The following is a 19602-nucleotide window of genomic DNA, read 5'->3' on the forward strand; positions in this document are numbered from 1 at the left end:
CCTACTCCTCGCCTAGATTTTTCACCTCTTTGACAATACGCGCTAGCTCAGTCTTTTCATCCACAGAAATACGGGTGGGGGTACCGCTGATAATCCCTTCAAAATTGCGGAAGGAGTCGCGAATTTCTGCGCCTTTCTCTGTAATCACATACTCACGAATCCCTTTGTCATGCCAAGAACCACGCATCTTAAAGACATTAATAGCTCGCGACATTTCACCGCGAATTTCTACGTACTGCAATAGCAAAATCGTATCCGTAATCGTAGAAATATGGGACTCAGTAATGGAGTTAGACCCCATGAACTGGTCAGTGGTGTTTGTAAAGAACCCCGTGATCTCTTCCTGCTTGGCAAACCCTGTGACCCCAATCACAAACTGGCGGAAGGCATTATTACTGACACCGCGATCTAAGGCCGAAAGGGAGTCAATCGCCACCCGCGAGGGCTTAAAGTCAGCGATTTCCGACTTGATAATTTGCAAGTGATCCTCTAAGCCGGCGGATTCAGGATAGGCACAGACAATACGCAGTAACCCTCGCTCCTCGAGTTCCTCAAAGTCAATCCCCCACGAAGAGGCATTGCGCGACAGCTGCGCCCGCGATTCTTCGTAGGCAAACAGGAGCGCACGCTCGCCCTGTTGGCACCCTGTCTCTAAAAACTTACTGACCAAGAGGGTTTTGCCTGTACCCGTGGCTCCTGTTGCCAGAATAATCGAATCTTTGAAGAAGCCGCCCCCACACATTTCATCGAGGGTCTTGACCCCAGAGGACACCCGGGCATTAGAGGATCGCTGTGTCAAGCGCATGGCTCCTAAGGGAAAGATATTAATGCCATTGTTAATGGTGAAGGGATATTCCCCCTTCATGTGGGTGGTACCCCGCAACTTCAGGATTTCTGCGGTTCGCCGCCGTCGCTCTCCCTCTAGGACATTGCGCAAAATCACCACATTATCAGAAACAAATTCTTCGACCCCAAAGCGGGCAACCGGACCATACTCATCAATCCGCTCCGTGGTCATGATGGTCGTTACGCCCAACTGCTTTAAGCGAAAGGCTAAACGAAAAATTTCTCGACGTACAACCGAGGCGGCATCGTACTGTTGAAAGACTGCGGTCACCGAGTCAATTGAAACCCGGGTGGCTTTGTACTTACGGATGGCATACTGAATGCGTTCAATCAGCGCCGATAGGTCAAAATCGCCGGCAACATCTTGGCCATCGGGATCGGGGGAAGCATCGAGAATGAAGAGTTTGCCCTGATCAATTAACCCCTGTAGATCCCAGCCAAAGCTCAGGGCATTCTTGATGATGTCGTTAGGAGACTCTTCAAAGGTGACGAAAACACCCGGCTCATTAAAGATCGTAATGCCATTGTAGAGAAACTGCACTGCAAAAAGCGTTTTGCCTGTGCCAGAGGTACCGCTGACTAAGGTTGTGCGCCCTTGAGGTAAGCCACCATGGCTAATGTCATCAAATCCCTCCACCATTGTGCGAATCTTCTTGACTTCGGTGGCGATCGCTGGTTTTGAACTGATCTGATTTTCAGGGGTATCTGTGCTCATAGAGGTTTAGGTACGCACTCGCTAAATAAATTCCAACAAACAGAACAGAGGGCGATCGGGATCAGGTGAGATCATCAGCTTGATCACTGATCTCTTCGTATAGTAAATCAAGGCCAATGAGAACTTTTTCTCGATCCGAGAGATCGCCAATAATGCGCCGCACGGGTGGCGGAAACACCTTTGCCAAGGTGGGGGTTGCCAGAATTTTATCTTCCTCCGCAAGCTGGGGGTTTTTCAGCACGTCAATAACTTTCAGGGCATAGACTCCCTTAAATTCTTTTTCAAGAATATTATTCAAGGTTTTCAGTGCACGTACCGAATTAGGGGTATTACCGGCAACGTAAAGTTTTAGCACATAGGTTTTCCGCAGTGGTGTCATCAGGGTTATACCTCACGCGGAATTGAGCGACGGTACATTTCACATAGATGGGCAATGACATCAATTAACGTTAGACGATAATCCAGCAGAATATCCTCACTACGGCCTTCAAGCTTGAGTTGCTTGGCAAAACTGTCCATGAGTTCAACGTGGAGTTCTATCACTTGGGAGACTGAAATATCAGCAAAGAATGCTTTACTAACAAACTCGTCGATATGTTCATTCGTCTTGGCTTCAGCGCTAAAGTACTCCAGAATAATCGTACGATAAATCGCACGCAGTTCATCTAGGAGCCTGCGTTTCTCGGTGCTGGACATCCGCCGAAAAAAGAACTGCGTGTCTCGCTTGTAATACACGCCCAAGTATCCCAGCCGCTCCTTGAGCTTCTGCGACAGGCGGTGCTGTGGATCTTGGCCGCTGCTGTCTTGCAAAGCAGGCATACGAAACATGACGTGGGGGGGCACCGCACAACCCGGACAGAGCTTGACAAAGGCAGTAATGGCCTCCTCGATCACCTGATTGAGTCGATGCAGTTCTACTGCCGACAAGAGAATTTCTGCAACATGATAGTGCGGGCCAACGGGTAACGATGCACCCTGCTCTGGGAAGACAATAACTGCTGGCAATAAGGTTGCGCTGTGGTGCAGATACTTAATAATTTGCGCTGTGGTCTCTGCCCATTCTAGAATTAAACAGGCAACACTGTGGCGGTGCTGCTCTAAATACGTACAGAACTCCGCATCGTTGGCAAAATAAACCAGCTCATCAATTCCAGAGTTATGGAAGCGGACTAACTCTTGAGCGATGGTGGGCGAGTAAACTAAGCCACAAATTGTGAGTGCGGTTGACTGCGCCACGACGATTTAAGAGTTGAGTGTACACTTAGTAGCATCCTATCATTTTCCCGTTGACGATAGCAGGCTGCCCTAAAGCCTAGTCAAGATTTCCTTGCAGCGGTCAGAATAACCTATGGATCACCTGTATCTTCAGACGTTTGGTGAGGTCGCTGTAACTGTAGCGATGGGGCTACCGCTGGCAGAGGTGCACCGTCTGTGGCAAGAAACATTACCAGAAATCATGATCATTGTTGACAACGCCTCAGTGCCTATCGGTGTCGTCCACGGCTGGCGCTTAGCGTTGAGTTTAAGCTACGACGGCACAGTAGCGACTCTACCGGTCGGTCGGGTGAGTGGATCTTGGCGATCGCCGTTAACCACATTGCCTGCAACTTGGTCACTGCGGCAGTTTCAGCATTGGGTCTCTCAGCAAGCCCAGATACCTGCCTATATTGCCCTCGTGGATGAGCAGCAGCGGTTTGTTAGCCTCCTTGATCAGCAACGACTCCTCCACTACTGGGCGGGACAACCACACTTACCTTGGGTTGAGGTACTGGCACAATTACCCCTGCCCTTGCAAATTCAAGCCTCAAATGGCTCAGTTCTTTGGCAAAATACGGCGTGGCTCACGCACTTGGGAACTACTCCTGCGGCTCAGCAACAATTGACAGGGATGAGTTGCCAACAGGTGGGGGAGCGATCGCCTTGGCAACTGTGCTCTGTCCCCCTTTACTTGAGCCAGCCAGAGGTTGCCACCCTCAACGGTGAGACAGCTCCCGCCATCGCAACCGTTGCATCTGCTGTAGAGCCGTACTGGCTCTTTTTTGCCCAAGCTGCCAGCCACCTCACGACTACACCGCCAAACCGTATTAATGAACTGCGTCTTTTGCAGCAGAAACGCTTTTTACTCAGCCTTGGCCATGAACTTAAAAACCCCCTCACCGCCGTGCTGAGTTTAACCCAGTTACTCTGGCAAACGTCTCAGCCCCAGCAACAGGATTACGTTGCTCTGATTCAGCGCAGTGGCTGGCAAATGAATCGGCTCATTCAGGCATGGCAGGACTATACCCGCGCTCTTTGGCGGGAGATGGAATTGCAATGGGAGGCGGTGGAGCTGGCGAACCTATGGTTTCGCGCCCATGAGTTAGCAGGACATCTTTATGAAGCACAGTTCCCCGACCTCTCCTTACAGTGGCAGATAGACATCTCCTTGGCTGACATTTACCTGTATGGGGATGCACTACGGCTGCGCTATATCTTTGCCCATCTCATTGGTTGGGTGGCACTCAGCCGGGGCGATCGCCGTGGGGTACGTCTATGCCAATGGCAAGAGTGGCTCGTTGTGCAATTGTGGGAAGAAGGCGGTGGCATTCCCCTCACTTACCATGAACGCCTATTGCACCAATGCCTTGAAGACTACGCAGAAGTCACCATGGGGCTAATGCTCGCCCATCAACTGACTCGCCTACATAATGGCGAACTCTCCTTTATTGCTCAACCTGATCAGTACAGCGAATGGAGTGTGCTGCTGCCCTTGGCCAGTGATCTCAGTATTCCTGTACCCAGCGCCCGACATATCATCCTGCTTGTGAGTAACGATGCCGAGTGGCTGATGACCGTTGTCAAGGCTCTTAAGCAGCAAGATTATGGCTATGTTGTGGCTCGCCAGCCTCTAGAAGCCCTCGATAAACGAGAGCAACTGCATCCCAGCGCTATTGTTATCCGCGCCGCCACCGGTTTGGTCTTAGCAGAGGTGACCGAAGTGCTCACGAGCGCCGACCATAGCGAAACGATTCCCATGATGATCATTGCTGATGAGTCGCCTCCCTTTGCTCTTCCGGGGGTGGTGCAGCAACTACCAACTCAGAGTTCAACGGCTCTACTAATGGAGGTTTTGGAGCGGTGGTGCTATCCACGGCTAAATCCAGTGGCGGCAAATCCCCCAAGTCACGAGCCAGCAAGAACTCAAACAGTACTAGGGCTGGGGCTATCGCGAGAATTACCCCTCCCCTATGTACGGCTCCTCGAAGCCGATGATCTGGAACAGGCAGACCTAGTCGCCGACATTTGGCAACCCGACGTTCTGATCTGGGACTTACCCCTTATCCAAGTCCCCCGCCTAGGCGATCACCCCAAGCTCATGCGCTTGCCGATTATCACCCTAGATGAGGAGATCAGCCGTGCCTTACATAGCCTTGGCAATACATTGGTCTTTCCGTGTTTAGACCTCGCTGACCTTGTGGCGGTCGTTAGCCTCGCGGCAACGGTAAAACCTTACAGTTGACTGAGCACTGTCCGCGCTGCAGCAATAGTGCGCTCAATATCAGCTTCTGTGTGGGCAAGGGAGGTAAAGCCTGCCTCAAACTGGGATGGCGCAAGATAAATGCCCTGTTCCAACATACCGCGGTGAAAGGCGGCAAATTTCTTGAGGTCTGCTGTTTTGGCTTGCTCGTAGTTTGTAACCGGCCCCGCCGTGAAAAACAGACCAAACATACCGCTAATGTGGCCGCCACAAACGGCGTGGCCAAATTCTTGAGCCGCCTCCAGTAGCCCGCTGATCAATTTACCCGTGAGGTGATCCAACTGCGCATAGGTACCTGGACGACTCAGCAGTTCAAGGGTTTTGATACCGGCGGTCATGGCTAAGGGGTTGCCTGAGAGGGTTCCCGCTTGATAAACCGGCCCCGCTGGGGCAACCATTTTCATAATGTCGGCACGGCCCCCATAGGCACCCACGGGTAGCCCCCCGCCAATGACTTTACCAAGGGTAGTGAGATCTGGGATGATGCCGAATTTCTCTTGGGCACCACCGTAGGCAATCCGGAACCCGGTCATCACTTCATCAAACACTAACAGGGCACCGTACTGCGTTGTGAGTTCCCGCAGCCCTTCTAAAAAGCCCGCATCCGGAGGGATAAACCCCGCATTGCCTACAACGGGTTCTAAAATCACACCGGCAATATCCTCAGGATACTCTTGGAAGAGACGGCTGACGGCCTCTAAGTCATTGTAGGGGGCAGTCAGCGTTGCGGCGGTTACCGCTTTCGGCACGCCCGGAGAGTCAGGAAGACCAAGGGTGGCAACTCCAGATCCTGCCTTGACAAGGAACATGTCCGCATGACCGTGGTAGCAGCCTTCAAACTTAATCACTTTTTCGCGCTGAGTATAGGCACGCATCAAGCGCAGTACGGCCATACAGGCTTCGGTTCCAGAATTGACAAAGCGTACCATTTCAACGCTGGGAACTGCCGAGATGACCATTTCGGCCAAAATATTTTCTAAAATGCAGGGGGCACCAAAACTGGTGCCTTTTTCAAGGGCGGCATGAAGTGCATTAATCACCTCAGGGTGAGCATGACCCACAATGGCAGGTCCCCATGTGCCAACGTAATCGATGTACTGGTTGCCATCCACATCCCAAATGTGGGCACCTTTAACGTGGTCAAAGACAATGGGCTGACCGCCAACCGATTTGAAGGCGCGAACCGGAGAGCTGACACCGCCGGGCATTAATTTCTGGGCAGCGGCAAAAATCTCTTGTGATTTAGTGGTTTGCAAAGCAGTGGTGGTCAACGTTAACTCCCTTCACGCATTGGGTTGCTCGAATTATTATAAGCAATCACCTGTCCCCCACTCTAGGCGGAATCCTGTTGCATTTGTTTACAATTTGCTGCTCTATTTTGGGTGCTCTTGGGCGGGGCAAAGACCTCAGAAGCGGGTCAAAATATACAGCAGGGTAAACAGAATAATCCAAATAACATCTACGAAGTGCCAGTAGATTTCTGCCATGGCCACCCCAGTGTGTTGATGGGCACTGTAATGGCCGGGGCGGCGCGATCGCCACAGTACCCCTAAAATGAGCAATACGCCAATCAGGACATGGAGACCGTGAAACCCAGTCATGACGTAGAAGCAATTAGAAAATATGTTGGTGCGGAGGCCATAGCCAAGGTTGAGGTACTCATAGACTTGGCCAGCTAAAAAGACCAGTCCCATAGCGGCTGTGATCCAGTACCACTTGCGCATCCCCTGAACATCATCCTTTTTAATGGCAACGTCGCCGTAGTGGATGACAAAACTACTAGAGATGAGGATGATGGTGTTAATTGTTGGCACCAGTAGTTCTACCTCTGTGCCTTCTGGCGGCCACTGCTCATTTAAGCCCCGCAGCAGTAAGTAGGCAGCAAACAAGCCGCCAAACATCAAAGACTCAGAAATTAGAAATACCAACAAGCCCAATACCCGAAAATCGGGATGCTCGTGGTGATGGTCAATAACACCCCGTGTCTCTTGGGACTCAACAGTACCTTGCATGGCGATCGCTCCTAGGGTCTAAACCATCCGATGGTGGAACTCGACTTACTCGTCCTCATCGTCATCCTCATCCATGACTGGACGATGCACAATGCCGCCAAAATCGTAGGGCCCCTTGGTTACCACCGGTAACACCTCCCAGTTCTCAATTAACGGTGGTGAACTGGTGGTCCACTCAAGGCTGAGGCCGCCCCAAGGGTTATCCCCTGCAACTTTCCCCTTATTCCAACTCCAAATGACGTTGATTAGGAACGGGATAACCGAAAAGGCTAAAACAAACGCACCAATGGTGCAAATAACGTTGATGGGTTCAAACTGAGGGTCGTACATCGCCACCCGCCGCGGCATTCCCTTCAGCCCCAACTCATGCATCGGCAAAAAGGTGAGGTTGGTGCCAACTAAGGTGAGCACAAAATGGGCAATACCAAGGGGTTCATTCAATAATCGCCCCGTCATTTTCGGAAACCAGTGATAAATTCCGGCGTACAGGCCAAAGACCGACCCACCAAACAGAACATAGTGGAAGTGAGCCACCACATAGTAGGTATCGTGGACATGAATATCCACGGGAGCCGTTCCTAGGGTTACCCCACTTAAGCCTCCCAACACAAACATTGACAGCAGGCCAATGGCAAAGAGCATGGCACTATTGAGGCGAATTTTGCCGCCCCACAGTGTTGCTACCCAGCTAAAAATTTTCACCCCTGTGGGTACCGCCACAATGAGGGTGGAAATGGTAAAGAACATCCGCATCCACGGTGGGGTACCACTGGTAAACATGTGGTGAACCCAAACAAACAGACCTACACAGCAGATAGCTAAGCTGGAGTAGGCGATCGCCCAATAGCCAAAAATCGGCTTGCGGGCGTGGACAGGAATCACCTCCGACATAATCCCAAAAATGGGCAAGATCATTAGATACACTGCGGGGTGGGAATAGAACCAAAATAGATGCTGGTAAATCACCACATTGCCGCCAGCATCTGGTTTGAAGAAGGAGGTGCCAAAATTAATGTCAAACAGCAGTAAAATCAGACCAGCCGCCAGTACCGGTGTTGAAACTAAGGCTAACAACGAGGTTGCTAAGATTGCCCAGCAAAATAACGGCAGTTGATCCCAGCGCATACTGGGCACCTTCATCTTCCAGATGGTGACGATAAAGTTCACCGACCCCATGATTGACGAAGTACCCACCAAAACAATGGCCAAAATCCACATGCTCTGCGCCGTAGTGGCCGTAATCGTACTCAAGGGCGGATACGATGTCCAACCCGCTTGGGCACCCCCAAACAGGAAGCTTGCGAGCAGCAGCGCCCCCGCGGGTGGATTTAGCCAAAAGGCCAAGGCATTGAGTCGGGGAAACGCCATATCCCGTGCCCCTACCATTAGTGGCACAAGGTAGTTGCCAAAGCCACCAATGGCCGCTGGCACAATCCAGAGAAAGATCATGATTGTGCCGTGGTTTGTCAAGAAGGCGTTGTAGAGATTGGGGTCGATGAAGTCAGAATTGGCCGTCGCTAGTTCTGTGCGCATGGCCACCGCCATTAAGCCCCCGATGAGGTAGAAAATAAACGCAGTGACAAGGTACTGAATGCCAATAACTTTGTGATCTACATTGAACGTGAAGTAGTCGTACCACTTCCATGCCTTGGGATGTTCCGGTAAGGACAGGGGAGTATCTAGCGGGAGTTGTGCTTGCGCCATAGCTCTCTCAAGAATGCAACAGTCTAGTCAAATCAAATAAATCAAATGTGGTCGCTGGAAGGCACTGGTTGGGGCGATTGTGCCGCCGCTGCAACCTGGGCGAGGAGTTGGGGCGTGACCCCTAGCGCTGCTGTATGACTGGCCACTAATGAGGGGGAGGGAATGGCTGCCATCGTTTGGTTTTGGCTCAGCCATGTCTCAAACTCCTCTGGGGTATGGACAATGACTTGGGTGCGCATGGCACCATGGTAGCCACCGCAAAGTTCCGCACAAACGACAGGGTACGTGCCCGGCTTCGTGGCCTTAAAACGCAGCTCGGTGGGAACCCCCGGAATGGCATCCTGCTTGAGCCGGAACTGGGGCACCCAAAAGGAATGAATGACATCCCGGGCAGATAGGTTCAGCTGCACATCCTTGCCGACGGGAATGTGTAACTCTCCGCTGACAATACCTTGGCTAGGATAGGTGAAAATCCAAGCGTACTGCATCCCCGCCACATCCACAACCAGATCAGGCATTTTACCTTGAACATCCGGACTGGCACCAATGCCAACTTCCGGAACGCTATTAGTCTTGGTGGCTAGGAGGGGTGGGGCATCGGTAGCGGTCGTTTGGGGGGCTGCGGCAACAACGGCCACAGCAGGATTGTGATCTCCCATGGTGTGCATGGCATGATCTCCGGGGTTCAGCCCCCCCATGCGTTGGAAAATATCCACGCTATAGATGCCAAGGAAGATGACAATCAATGCCGGAATAGCTGTCCAGAAGGCTTCAAGAGGTAGATTACCCTCCACGGGAACCCCATCACCATCATCCCCAGCGCGGCGGCGGTAGCGAATCACAAATAAAATAATGGCGCCTTGCACGACCAGAAATAGGGCAGTGCCAATGGTGAGCATGATGTCGAAGAAGTCATCGACTAGGGGAGCTTGTTCCGAGGCTTGCTCTGGCAAAAGGTTGTGGTTATGCCCCACCCAAAAACTGATAAGGGTGATGACAACCCCAGCGGTCAGCGTCCAAATTGAAGCTGGTATTTGTTCCATAGTGCTTGCCTAGGCCATCAGAGACAATCCCATCCCGATCCTAGGCAGATTCCTCAGCAATGGGGGTTAAAATAATCTAAAGATTCGTTAAGCTGCTTTTGCGTCGTCATTTTAGTCGTTAGTCAGCGCGGCCTCAACGCAAAAAAATTGCTGGAATTCTAGCGTTCCTTGCATAAAGCGTGATACCCTAGATGAGGGCGAATAGAGCATTCAGTGCCCCAACCCTAGTAGGTTACTATTAGTGAGTTGGCAGTTTTAGCTGTATTCGATCCACGGCGGTTCCATTTAGCAACAGTAGCTGTGAACCAAACAAGCGAGCATTTTACTATGTCAATGTTAGCGGGGTTAGTGCGTAGAACTCATCTGCGCCCTTTTTACCGTGATGCGGTTTGTCGTGCGTGATTGGCCGGTGTTTATTGTTGCTCTTTTTAATCTGCTTAAGGGAGGTTTTTTTATGTCTATCCGCCTGTATGTGGGCAACTTGCCGCGTGAACTCAACCGTGAGGAGCTAGAAGCTCTCTTTAATAGAGAAGTGGGGGAAGTTGGCACTACTAAGCTAATTACCGATCGCAAAACTGGCAAGTGCCGAGGGTTTGGTTTTCTAACCGTGGAGTCAGAGGAGTTGGCGGATCAAGTGATCGAAAAACTCAATGGCTATACCTTCAAAGACAACCCTCTCAAAATTGAGAAAGCCAACGACAAGCCCAAAGCTGAGACAAAGGACGAGCAAGTCGTGGAAAAACCTAGCGTTAGCAGTCGCAGCAATCCTCGTAAAGCTAGCAAGGGGGGAAATCGTCGCCCGCAAACGCCAGCGACAATTGGGTCTAGCTCTATAGATACAGAAGCGGCTCAACCGGATCCTCGCTGGGCTGATGCGTTGGCGCAGTTAAAAGAGCGACTGCTGGCGCAGAGCACAAATCCCTAGCGCCTTGCCCTATATTGTTGGGGGCTTCTATGCCAACAGATCCGTGGCCGTTTGTTACCCCCGGTATTCCCGATAGTCTCTTTGAACGCCTTCCCGGTATTCCCTTAACGCAGCGGGAAACACGTTTGCTGATGCTATCGTACCTGCGGCTTGAGCCGGAGTCGTGTCTTTGGGATGTGGGTGCAGGCACGGGCACCATTGCGGTGGAGGCAGCACGTTTGGCTCATCGCGGGCAGGTGATTGCTGTCGAGCGGGATGAGGAGGTGGTGGATCTGATCCAGCGGAATTGCGATCGCTTTGGGGTGAACAATGTTCAGATTGTGGCAGGTTCGGCACCAGAGTGTTTTCCACAATTAGAACCCCCGCCGCAGCGCATTTGTCTTGAAGGGGGTCGCCCCATTAAAGAGGTGCTGTTGCAGGCGTGGGAGTATTTAGCCCCTGGTGGGCGTTTGGTGGCGATCGCCGGCAGTCTTGAAAATCTTTATGCCCTTTCGGAAGGCTTTGCTACGGTGCAGGCGCGCAGCTTAGAGGTGGTGCAGTCGGTGATCAATCGCTTGGAAACCCGTGGCGGACACCGACTCTTTACGGCGGTTGAACCTATTTTTATCCTCAGTGGCGAAAAAATTTCCTGATGGGGATCGGGCAGTTGTGGGTGGTGGGCACCCCCATTGGCAACCTAGAAGACATCACGGCTCGTGCTTTACGGGTGCTGCGGGAGGTGGATCTCATTGCGGCAGAAGATACCCGCCATACTGGCCGGCTGCTACAGTACTTTGGCATCACCACGCCCCAGATTAGCCTTCATGCCCATAATACCCAACAACGCCTGCCCCACCTCCTTGCCAAACTACACGCTGGCCAACAGGTTGCCTTGGTGAGTGATGCGGGGCTGCCGGGGGTGGCGGATCCGGGGTACGAGCTGATTGCCGCTTGTATTGCCGCCGCTGTGCCAGTCATCCCTATCCCGGGTGCCAATGCGGCCTTGACGGCGTTGATGGCGGCGGGGTTACCGATGGCGCGGTTTTGTTTTGAAGGGTTTTTACCTCCGAAGGGTCGCGATCGCCAGCAGCGTCTTGACCAGCTACGCCAGGAATTGCGCACAATGATTTTCTACGAAGCGCCCCATCGCCTTCGCGCAACCTTGCAGGATTTTGTGGACACCTTTGGGGGCGATCGCCCCATTGTCCTAGCTCGTGAGCTAACCAAACGCTACGAAGATTTTTGGCGGGGGTGCCTTGCAGCAGCCAGTGAGTGGGTTACCCAAACCCCTCCCCGAGGCGAATATACCCTTGTGGTGGCCGGCAGTGCGCCCACAGCCTCCCCTATTTCCTGGGAGCAACTCCAAACCGAACTACAACTCTTGCAGTCTCAAGGGCTGTCTCTTGCCGAAGCCAGTCGCCAACTAGCGGCTCTGACGGGTGTGTCTCGTCGTCAGCTTTACCAAATGGGCTTAAGGGGAACCCATAGCAATCGATAGAATAAAGGGATAGCAACATTCTTGGGCGCGGTTGCGATCGCCCCACAATGGCTAGGAGTACACCAGCATTGGCAAGTATCAATTTTTGGACTCTGCTGATTCCCCCCGTCGCCGGAGGGATTATCGGCTATTTTACAAACGATCTTGCCATTACAATGCTCTTTCGCCCCTATACCCCCCGCTACATTGGCGGCAAGCAGCTTCCCTTTACGCCGGGGTTAATTCCCCGCAATCAAGAGCGGTTGGCGCGCCGTATTGCCGATGCCATTCTGGGGTCTCTGCTCACCCCTGAAGAACTGCAAAACCTTGCTCGTCGCCTCTTGCAGGTGCAGCGGGTGAAAGCAGTGATCTACTGGCTCCTTGAAACCAGCATTACCCAAATTAAAGAGCAAAGTGAACAGCGATCGGCGCAAGTGCTGGCCAACATTCTGCGCGACTTTTTTGGCGGTGCCCTCCCCCGCCTGATCAAAGTGTGGTCGCGGCGGGAAGACTTTTTGGAGCCACAACTTAACCAGTTATTTGATCAAGTGCTGGTTGAGCTACAACTCAGCGATGAACAGGCAGAAAAACTAGCGAATTGGCTACTGGCGGTGATGCTGCCTCCAGATCGTCTGCGCTTAGCCATTATTGATTTTTTAACCGATCGCACCATCAACATTTTGGATCAAGAACTGCGGCAACATACCAGTGGCACCTACTGGGTGATGGCCAATTTAGTGGGGGTACGCAACACGCTGATCCGGCTGCGGGAGTACTGCCTCAATGAACGGGAGGCTTGCAACCGCCGCCTTAACGACCTGATTCAAGCCCTTGCCCTGCGCCAACGCTTAGTAGAAGCCTTGCAAAATATCAGTTTACAAAGTTTGCCCCTTGGCACCGTGCGCGAACTGCGACAGCTCTTTCGCCAAACCGTGCGGACTTATATTCAAGAACAGGGATTTGGGGTGATTGAAGCGGTCAGTCAAACCGTAGATTGGGAGGGAATTTCCCTGAGCATTTTGCGGCGACTGCGAGAATCCGCCAGTTTAGCGGCGTCCCTTGAGGTGGTGAGTGATGAATTGGCGCTCGTGCTAGATCGCTACCTAGAGCGGGATCTCGAATTGATGATTGAGCGAGCCATTCCCATCCTTGATTTAGATCGAGTGATTGTGGATCGGGTCAAGGCCACTTCTCCAGAAAACCTTGAACTGGCGATTCAGGGCATTGTCCGTAGTGAATTGCAGGCGATCGTCCGCTTGGGGGGAATTTTGGGGTTCTTAATTGGTCTGGTGCAAGCTGGATTTTTGTACTGGCAAGCTAGGCCATAACCCCAGCTAGTCCCTAGGAATCCTCTGCAGTGAGGAGCATCTTACATCTTGGAGTCAGCAACGGGGGCAAAGTATTTTTGGCGTTGCTGAATAGGAGTGTGACTGTCAGGTTTGAGTCTTTTGCCGCCCTCACCCTAGCCCTCTCCCAAAGGAGAGGGAACAAGACTCTTAGCTCCCTTCTCCTTGGGGAGAAGGGTTGGGGATGAGGGCAATTCATAGCCACATTCAGCAACACCGTATTTTTTAAGGATGCCTCCTCCGCCAATCAGGTGATTCTGGGGAAGATAATGCTAGGGTGGGTACGGTTCCATGACCAACTATTGATGGAGACAGTGCATGAGTACACTGGTTGTAATTGCCTTCGATGATGAGTACAAAGCAAACGAAGTTCTCATCCAGCTCCTAAAGTTACAGCGGGAGCATCTCCTAGACCTTGAGGATGCGGCAGTTGTTGTCCGCACGAAAGATGGGAAAGTAAAAATTAACCAAACCCAAGATTTGACCTTGGCAGGTGCGCTGGGCGGTGGCTTCTGGGGGCTGCTGATTGGGTTGTTGTTCTTTAACCCATTGTTGGGTTGGGCAGCCGGGATCGTCGCCGGAGCCATTTCCGGCAAATTTACCGACATTGGCATCGACGATAATTTCATTAAGGAATTAGGGCAAACGATCTCCCCGGGCACGTCCGCGATTTTTACTCTCGTGCGGCAAGCCACTCCAGACAAAGTGATCGAGGAAATTGCACCGTTTGGCGGTAAGGTGCTGCGCACATCGCTGTCGAAGGAAGATGAAGCAAAATTGCAGGAAGCCCTCAATCGTGGTACCTCCACTGGTGAATCTAGCGAGGGCTAAGCATCCTTAAGACCCAGCAACTGTTAAAAGGCTCGACCATTCTGAGAATGGCTGAGCTTTTTTTACAACTGGTGCCGTAAAGCCCACGCGCTTTAGCCGTGGGAGTATGTCAATCTCTGCCCTAGTCATGTTCCGTCCACCGCAGGCGCATAGTCTAGTCCTGAAAAGGCCAGTGATCTCGTTGATCTATAGTGTCGATCTATAGTACAGAGTAGAGAAAGCACGACCAAGCGGTTTCTAGGGTGAGGGTACTGATCGAAAAAAGATTATGCTAGGTTAAAAGTAGCTCTGGTCAGCTATGGTTAAAAAACCAAGGCCATTCTCTATAGCGATACAGTAGGAATATCAATGGATTATCTAGAGAACCTGCTCGATAGCCTCAAATCGTGGTTGAAGAAGCTTCTCGAATTGTTGGGGGGGGCGGAGCCAACCCCTGAACTAGAACCAATTCCAATTCCTGTACGCGATCGCCGCTAGATTAATTCGTGATTTTGCGGGGATTGCTTTGGCGTTTAAGGTGCTAGTGCTCCACGGCCCCAACTTAAACCTCTTGGGTCAGCGCGAACCTAGGGTTTATGGCCAAGTGACCCTAGAGACGATTAACCAGTCTCTGCATAACCTTGCTGAGAGTCTAGGAGTTACGTTAGAGTGCCTGCAATCTAATCATGAAGGGGTGCTGGTGGATGCGATCCAAGATGCACCATCCCATGCGCAAGGTATTCTGATCAATCCTGCGGCCTATACCCATACCAGTGTGGCGATTCGGGATGCGATCGCCGCGGTGGCCTTACCAACGGTCGAGGTGCACCTCAGCAATATTCACCAGCGTGAATCCTTTCGCCATCATTCCTATATTGCCCCGGTGGCTTTAGGGCAAATTGCTGGTTTTGGTGCTGAGAGTTATTTGCTGGGGTTGCGAGCACTGGTGGCGCACTTGCAGAAGGTGGCTAGCGCTTAGGGAACTTCGCTGTGGGGTTGGCGTGGGTCATCGGTGAGAATGGGGGCGCCCAGTTGGTGTGCCAGCCAAAATTCTAAGTTACGAACCCACGACTTGCCATCTAGGCGGTTTACAAGGATAGGGTTGACCAAAATTGTAAACATCCCTAGGCGGTTACCCGCCAAAATATCCGTGAAGAGGCGATCGCCCACCATGGCTACTTCAGCAAATGGTAAGTTCATGGCATGAACGGCTTGGCAGATTTTCCGGCGAGAGGGTTTACCCGCGCCCATTAAAAACGGCAGATCGACCTGTTGAGCAATCCGTTCAATGCGGCGATGGTTCAGATTGTTGCTTACCAGCCAAACCTGCATCTGCACTTTGATGTCCAGCAGCCATGCGCGTACCGCTGGTGATAGGTCTGTGTTCCATGTGGGTAGTAGCGTATCGTCCACATCTAAGATCATCCCCCGCAGTTGCTGTTCGTGTAAAACTGCCGGGTGTAGATGTTCAATCGTCCCCTGTAACACCAGGTTGGGTTGGAGCAATTTTGCCAGCGCGCCTTTTGCCATTGGGGGTCAACATGAAAAAAAGGGCTTTTGTCACACTATCACACTCCTTTTACCGAGGAAATGCTCTGAGGTTAGCCCTGATACGATGAGTTTAAGGTGAAAGCTGGATAATTGACCCCCTGCCGGTGTATAACTAGCGGCACTCATTTGCACCCTCCTATGCAAAAACACGGTTGCTGGCTGTACCTCCTGCTAGCTATCTTTGCCCTCGTTCTAGGGGGTGCGGTTCCGACTGCGGCAACGAACGCACCACCGTTGGAGTATTGGCAGCGAGTGATGCAGGAGCACCAACAGCACCAGCAGACAGTGGGGCAACAACGTCAACAGTTAGAACGCCTTGAAGATGCGGCCAGCGATCGCCTCGATCGCCTCGAAGCCAATGTAGAAACGACGACGAACCAGTTGGCTTCTGTCAGCGATCGCCTGACAGCAGCGGAAACCATTCTCAAGGATCTCCAAACCCAACAACAAGCGATGGCGAAACGCTACCACGCCAATATGGAGGTGATTAGCGATCGCCTGCGCCAGTTGCAACGCTACCGCCAAATTCCCCACTGGGCAATGCTTTTTGAGGCCGAGACTCTAAACGATTGGTTGGCTCAGCAATATCGCCTCCGCCAAGTTTATGAGCGCGATCGCCAACAACTGGTTACCCTCCAGCGCGATCGCCACCGCCTTGAGCAGCAGGAGCGACACATCAAAACCCAACAGCGGTATATTCAAGCCCTGCGCCAGCAACTCACAAAACAACAGGATATTTACACTCGCGAAGCCGCCAGTCAACGTCAACTGGTGCAACGCCTGCGCAGCGATCGCCGTGCCCTTGAATCCATCGAAGCCCAACTGGCTCGCGATAGCATGGTAATTCAACAGTTTTTAGCTCAGCGCCTAGGTTATGTGCCCCAAGGCCCACCCCCCTTACCCCGCAGTGGTCGCCTTGCCTATCCCATCCGTGCCCCCATTACCAGTCACTTTGGCTGGCGCATCCACCCCATTTTAGGCACCCGTCGGTTTCACACCGGCACTGACTTTGGCGCCGACTTTGGCACCCTCATCTATGCTGCCCAGAGCGGCACAGTGGTTTTAGCGGACTGGTCCGGTGGCTATGGCCAAACCGTCATCCTCGATCATGGCAGTGGCCTCACAACCCTTTACGCCCATGCTCAACGCCTACTCGTGCGCGAGGGACAAACGGTACAGGAGGGGCAACCCATTGCTGAAGTTGGCTCTACCGGACTTTCTACGGGCCCTCACTTGCACTTTGAGGTTCGTGTCAACGGCGAGCCTACCGACCCCTTGGCCTATCTTTGATGCTCATAGGGGGATCCGACGCTCAACGTATTCATCCGTCTTCAGCGGGGCGATCGCCCACACCCACTAGCCTAGCCAAGCCTATCCCTGTAAAGTAAAGCGCCATCAGTGCCCCCGCCAATAACCCTTGGGTCACTGGATCAATCGAGGGAGTTAAGACCGCAGCCACGGCAACCGCAATAATCACCACATAGCGCCACTGGCTCAGCATCTGGGCAGTGGAGACAATCCCCAAAGAAATAAGCACTAACTGTAAGATAGGCACCTGAAATGCTAAACCGGTGGCAAACAGGAGCAGCAAAATAAAATCTACATAGCGATCAATCGACCAGATTTGCTCGACCACATCCGCACCATAGCTGATGAAAAATCCTAAGGCCGCAGGAGCAAGCAGCGTATAGGCAAAGGCTAAGCCCGCCACAAAAAGAATCGAGGAGCCAAAGACAACGGGGGCGAGTAACCGCTGCTCGCGGCGGGTCAGCCCCGGTAAAACAAAGCGAATCCCTTGGTACAGAATCATCGGCGTAGCCAATAGCACCCCACTGTAGGCAGCAGCCTTACAGGAGACAAAAAAGTACTCCCCTGGGCTAAGTTGCAAAAACTGTGCCCCTTTAGCGGGTTTTTCGAGGAACTGAATGATCCAGCGTACCTGGGTAAAGCAGAATATAGTCGTCACGGCGACGGTGCCCAAGACCACAAACAGCCGTTGCCGTAGCTCCTCAAGGTGATCCCAAAGGGACATTTCCACCTCGTTAGGAAGCTCCAGATCAGGATCCTGCTCGGTATCTAGATCCCTATCATCAAGGTTACCTTCAGCAGGCGTCAGCTCTGAAAATTTAGCGGAAGGGCTATCGGTGTTGGGCGATGGCATCGTTCAAAAAACAACTCTCTACTGCAGGATCTATGACTCTATCATCCTACTAGTGAATCCCTCGCTCATGCGTTTGCTATACCTAGGGAGAGGCGATGCTCAGCGGGGTGCTTAAGAACTAAACAAACCTATGATCGTATAATGGCTCACGATAATTAACAGCATTGCAATTGTCCTATGCTTGCGGCAGGCGTTGCCAACTGAGCGATCAAGGATTGAAACATAGCCACAGGAGACCCCTTCATGGTGTATGAGCAACAGCAATGGTAAGTTCTGGGCCTAAACCCCGTCCGGGTGGCTTTGCCGCCCTGATGCGAAACACGAATTTTTTGAAGCTGTGGGGGGGCAAATTATTTCCCAACTGGCGGACAAAATTTTTCTGGTGCTCCTGATTACCTTAGCGGTGTCCTACGATGCCAGCTACGAGTTACCCGGCTCTAAAGCCTCGGCGGTGATGATCGCCAATACCCTACCCGCCGTCTTCTTTGGATCAACAGCAGGTACCGTTGTCGATCGCTATCCCAAGCGAGAGGTGATGAGTATTACCAATGTCCTCCGGGGCCTATTAGTGCTTGCCTTAATTCTCATTCCCAAAAAATTTACCCTTTTGCTGCTGGTGGCCTTTTCTGAGTCCATTCTCACGCAGTTCTTTGCCCCTGCTGAGCAGGCAGCGATTCCGCTCTTGGTGAAAGAAGAAAATCTGCTCTCGGCCAATGCTCTCTTTATCACCACGATGATGGGGTCGTTGGTGGTTGGCTTTGCGGTGGGAGAGCCTCTCCTCAGTGCTGCAGCAGCCATCGGGGGATCTACGCTCGCGAAATGGTAGTGGGTGGCCTCTACATTTTGGCGGGGCTGGTTTTAGCCCTGATTGCCCACCGCGAAGTGGTGCAGGAGCCTCCCCACGGGATGAATATCTGGCGCGATTTACAAGATGGGTTCCACTACCTGCGTAAGAATAAACTCTTGGGCAATGCCATGCTCCAGTTGACTATTTTGTACTGTGTGTTTGCGGCACTGACGGTGTTGGCGGTCAGCTTAGCCCAAGAGATTGGGTTGCGGCCTAATCAATTTGGGTTTCTGTTGGCTGCCGCAGGGGTGGGGCTGATTTTAGGCGCGGGTATTCTAGGGCAATGGGGAGAGCACCTGCATCACCGTCCCCTCCCCTTAATTGGTTTTTTGATCATGGCAGCCGTCTTGCTGGTGTTTGCCTTTGTCCATAACCTTTGGATGGGGCTGGCCTTGAGTATTCTCTTGGGGATGGGAGCCTCCTTAATTGGTATTCCGATGCAAACCCTCATTCAGGTTCGCACCCCCCCAGAAATGCGGGGTAAGGTGTTTGGCTTCCAGAATAATATTGTCAATATTGCCCTCAGTGTCCCTTTGGCGGTGGCGGGGATTCTCTCAGATCTGCTGGGGTTGACGATTGTGATGATGGGGATGGGAGGAGTGGTGGCGATCGCTGGTGTGTGGGCATGGCATAACACCCGATCTGTTCTGGAAGATGCAATTTAGGAAA

General features: G+C 52.3%; 18 protein-coding genes and 1 pseudogene. 10 read left to right on the plus strand and 9 right to left on the minus strand.

Annotation, left to right across the window (positions count from 1 at the left end):
* Position 1 precedes the first annotated feature (1 nt).
* The 3 genes from kaiC to BRW62_RS00900 form a co-directional block, all read right to left on the minus strand.
* On the minus strand, positions 2-1561 hold the full coding sequence (kaiC, locus tag BRW62_RS00890; protein ID WP_099797677.1) for a circadian clock protein KaiC: 1560 nt from the start codon (positions 1559-1561) through the stop codon (positions 2-4).
* Between the two features lie 61 nt (positions 1562-1622).
* Positions 1623-1940: a circadian clock protein KaiB gene (kaiB, locus tag BRW62_RS00895; protein WP_099797678.1), complete on the minus strand. Its 318-nt coding sequence runs from the start codon at positions 1938-1940 to the stop codon at positions 1623-1625.
* A gap of 5 nt (positions 1941-1945) precedes the next feature.
* Complete coding sequence (locus BRW62_RS00900; protein WP_099797679.1) at positions 1946-2797, minus strand: circadian clock protein KaiA; 852 nt, start codon at positions 2795-2797, stop codon at positions 1946-1948.
* A 112-nt stretch (positions 2798-2909) separates the two neighbouring features.
* Between BRW62_RS00900 and BRW62_RS00905 the strand changes: the two genes are divergently transcribed.
* Positions 2910-5060: a sensor histidine kinase gene (locus BRW62_RS00905; protein ID WP_099797680.1), complete on the plus strand. Its 2151-nt coding sequence runs from the start codon at positions 2910-2912 to the stop codon at positions 5058-5060.
* On the opposite strand, the gene hemL is transcribed toward BRW62_RS00905, so the two are convergent.
* From hemL to BRW62_RS00925, 4 genes are all read right to left on the minus strand, one after another.
* Positions 5051-6349, minus strand: coding sequence for a glutamate-1-semialdehyde 2,1-aminomutase (hemL, locus tag BRW62_RS00910; RefSeq protein WP_099797681.1), 1299 nt, complete (start codon positions 6347-6349; stop codon positions 5051-5053). The genes BRW62_RS00905 and hemL overlap by 10 nt on opposite strands.
* Positions 6350-6484: 135 nt before the next feature.
* Entirely contained in the window at positions 6485-7090 is a 606-nt protein-coding gene (locus BRW62_RS00915) for a cytochrome c oxidase subunit 3 (protein ID WP_099797682.1), read from the minus strand.
* Between the two features lie 45 nt (positions 7091-7135).
* Positions 7136-8794, minus strand: a complete 1659-nt coding sequence (ctaD, locus tag BRW62_RS00920; RefSeq protein WP_099797683.1) for a cytochrome c oxidase subunit I — start codon at positions 8792-8794, stop codon at positions 7136-7138.
* A 41-nt stretch (positions 8795-8835) separates the two neighbouring features.
* Positions 8836-9837: a cytochrome c oxidase subunit II gene (locus BRW62_RS00925; RefSeq protein WP_099797684.1), complete on the minus strand. Its 1002-nt coding sequence runs from the start codon at positions 9835-9837 to the stop codon at positions 8836-8838.
* 454 nt (positions 9838-10291) lie between these two features.
* On the opposite strand from BRW62_RS00925, the gene BRW62_RS00930 reads away from it, so the two are divergent.
* From BRW62_RS00930 to aroQ, 7 genes are all read left to right on the plus strand, one after another.
* The gene (locus BRW62_RS00930) at positions 10292-10762 is read left to right on the plus strand and encodes an RNA recognition motif domain-containing protein (protein WP_198406080.1); all 471 of its coding nucleotides are present in this window, start codon (positions 10292-10294) and stop codon (positions 10760-10762) included.
* 29 nt (positions 10763-10791) lie between these two features.
* Positions 10792-11394 (plus strand): precorrin-6Y C5,15-methyltransferase subunit CbiT, encoded by a 603-nt coding sequence (cbiT, locus tag BRW62_RS00935; protein WP_099797687.1) that lies wholly within the window; start codon positions 10792-10794, stop codon positions 11392-11394.
* A complete protein-coding gene (rsmI, locus tag BRW62_RS00940) occupies positions 11394-12239 on the plus strand; it encodes a 16S rRNA (cytidine(1402)-2'-O)-methyltransferase (RefSeq protein ID WP_099797689.1) in 846 nt (281 codons plus the stop codon). Before cbiT ends, rsmI begins: the two co-directional genes overlap by 1 nt.
* A 68-nt stretch (positions 12240-12307) precedes the next feature.
* Positions 12308-13546: a DUF445 domain-containing protein gene (locus BRW62_RS00945; RefSeq protein WP_227517471.1), complete on the plus strand. Its 1239-nt coding sequence runs from the start codon at positions 12308-12310 to the stop codon at positions 13544-13546.
* A 336-nt stretch (positions 13547-13882) separates the two neighbouring features.
* Complete coding sequence (locus BRW62_RS00950) at positions 13883-14395, plus strand: DUF1269 domain-containing protein (RefSeq protein ID WP_099797692.1); 513 nt, start codon at positions 13883-13885, stop codon at positions 14393-14395.
* 348 nt (positions 14396-14743) lie between these two features.
* Positions 14744-14872 (plus strand): hypothetical protein, encoded by a 129-nt coding sequence (locus tag BRW62_RS14695; RefSeq protein WP_257790491.1) that lies wholly within the window; start codon positions 14744-14746, stop codon positions 14870-14872.
* Positions 14873-14900: 28 nt separating this feature from the next.
* Positions 14901-15353, plus strand: coding sequence for a type II 3-dehydroquinate dehydratase (aroQ, locus tag BRW62_RS00955; RefSeq protein WP_227517472.1), 453 nt, complete (start codon positions 14901-14903; stop codon positions 15351-15353).
* Here aroQ and BRW62_RS00960 read toward each other — a convergent pair.
* Entirely contained in the window at positions 15350-15904 is a 555-nt protein-coding gene (locus BRW62_RS00960) for a YqeG family HAD IIIA-type phosphatase (protein ID WP_099797694.1), read from the minus strand. The two genes, aroQ and BRW62_RS00960, sit on opposite strands and share 4 nt — an antisense overlap.
* A gap of 159 nt (positions 15905-16063) precedes the next feature.
* Here BRW62_RS00960 and BRW62_RS00965 point away from each other — a divergent pair, with 159 nt between their 5' ends.
* Positions 16064-17215: a murein hydrolase activator EnvC family protein gene (locus tag BRW62_RS00965; protein WP_099797696.1), complete on the plus strand. Its 1152-nt coding sequence runs from the start codon at positions 16064-16066 to the stop codon at positions 17213-17215.
* 31 nt (positions 17216-17246) lie between these two features.
* Here BRW62_RS00965 and tatC read toward each other — a convergent pair whose 3' ends face one another.
* Positions 17247-18086: a twin-arginine translocase subunit TatC gene (tatC, locus tag BRW62_RS00970; RefSeq protein WP_099797698.1), complete on the minus strand. Its 840-nt coding sequence runs from the start codon at positions 18084-18086 to the stop codon at positions 17247-17249.
* Between the two features lie 263 nt (positions 18087-18349).
* Here tatC and BRW62_RS14940 point away from each other — a divergent pair.
* Positions 18350-19598: pseudogene (locus tag BRW62_RS14940) on the plus strand (MFS transporter).
* Positions 19599-19602 lie beyond the last annotated feature (4 nt).

Source organism: Thermostichus lividus PCC 6715, assembly GCF_002754935.1.
Lineage (GTDB): Bacteria > Cyanobacteriota > Cyanobacteriia > Thermosynechococcales > Thermosynechococcaceae > Thermosynechococcus > Thermosynechococcus lividus.

Coding starts and splice junctions, on each gene's coding strand:
- kaiC (WP_099797677.1), bottom strand. CDS start 1,561: ATGAGCACAGATACCCCTGAAAATCAGATCAGTTCAAAACCAGCGATC.
- kaiB (WP_099797678.1), bottom strand. CDS start 1,940: ATGACACCACTGCGGAAAACCTATGTGCTAAAACTTTACGTTGCCGGT.
- BRW62_RS00905 (WP_099797680.1), top strand. CDS start 2,910: ATGGATCACCTGTATCTTCAGACGTTTGGTGAGGTCGCTGTAACTGTA.
- BRW62_RS00915 (WP_099797682.1), bottom strand. CDS start 7,090: ATGCAAGGTACTGTTGAGTCCCAAGAGACACGGGGTGTTATTGACCAT.
- ctaD (WP_099797683.1), bottom strand. CDS start 8,794: ATGGCGCAAGCACAACTCCCGCTAGATACTCCCCTGTCCTTACCGGAA.
- BRW62_RS00925 (WP_099797684.1), bottom strand. CDS start 9,837: ATGGAACAAATACCAGCTTCAATTTGGACGCTGACCGCTGGGGTTGTC.
- BRW62_RS00930 (WP_198406080.1), top strand. CDS start 10,292: ATGTCTATCCGCCTGTATGTGGGCAACTTGCCGCGTGAACTCAACCGT.
- cbiT (WP_099797687.1), top strand. CDS start 10,792: ATGCCAACAGATCCGTGGCCGTTTGTTACCCCCGGTATTCCCGATAGT.
- rsmI (WP_099797689.1), top strand. CDS start 11,394: ATGGGGATCGGGCAGTTGTGGGTGGTGGGCACCCCCATTGGCAACCTA.
- BRW62_RS00950 (WP_099797692.1), top strand. CDS start 13,883: ATGAGTACACTGGTTGTAATTGCCTTCGATGATGAGTACAAAGCAAAC.
- BRW62_RS14695 (WP_257790491.1), top strand. CDS start 14,744: ATGGATTATCTAGAGAACCTGCTCGATAGCCTCAAATCGTGGTTGAAG.
- BRW62_RS00960 (WP_099797694.1), bottom strand. CDS start 15,904: ATGGCAAAAGGCGCGCTGGCAAAATTGCTCCAACCCAACCTGGTGTTA.
- BRW62_RS00965 (WP_099797696.1), top strand. CDS start 16,064: ATGCAAAAACACGGTTGCTGGCTGTACCTCCTGCTAGCTATCTTTGCC.
- tatC (WP_099797698.1), bottom strand. CDS start 18,086: ATGCCATCGCCCAACACCGATAGCCCTTCCGCTAAATTTTCAGAGCTG.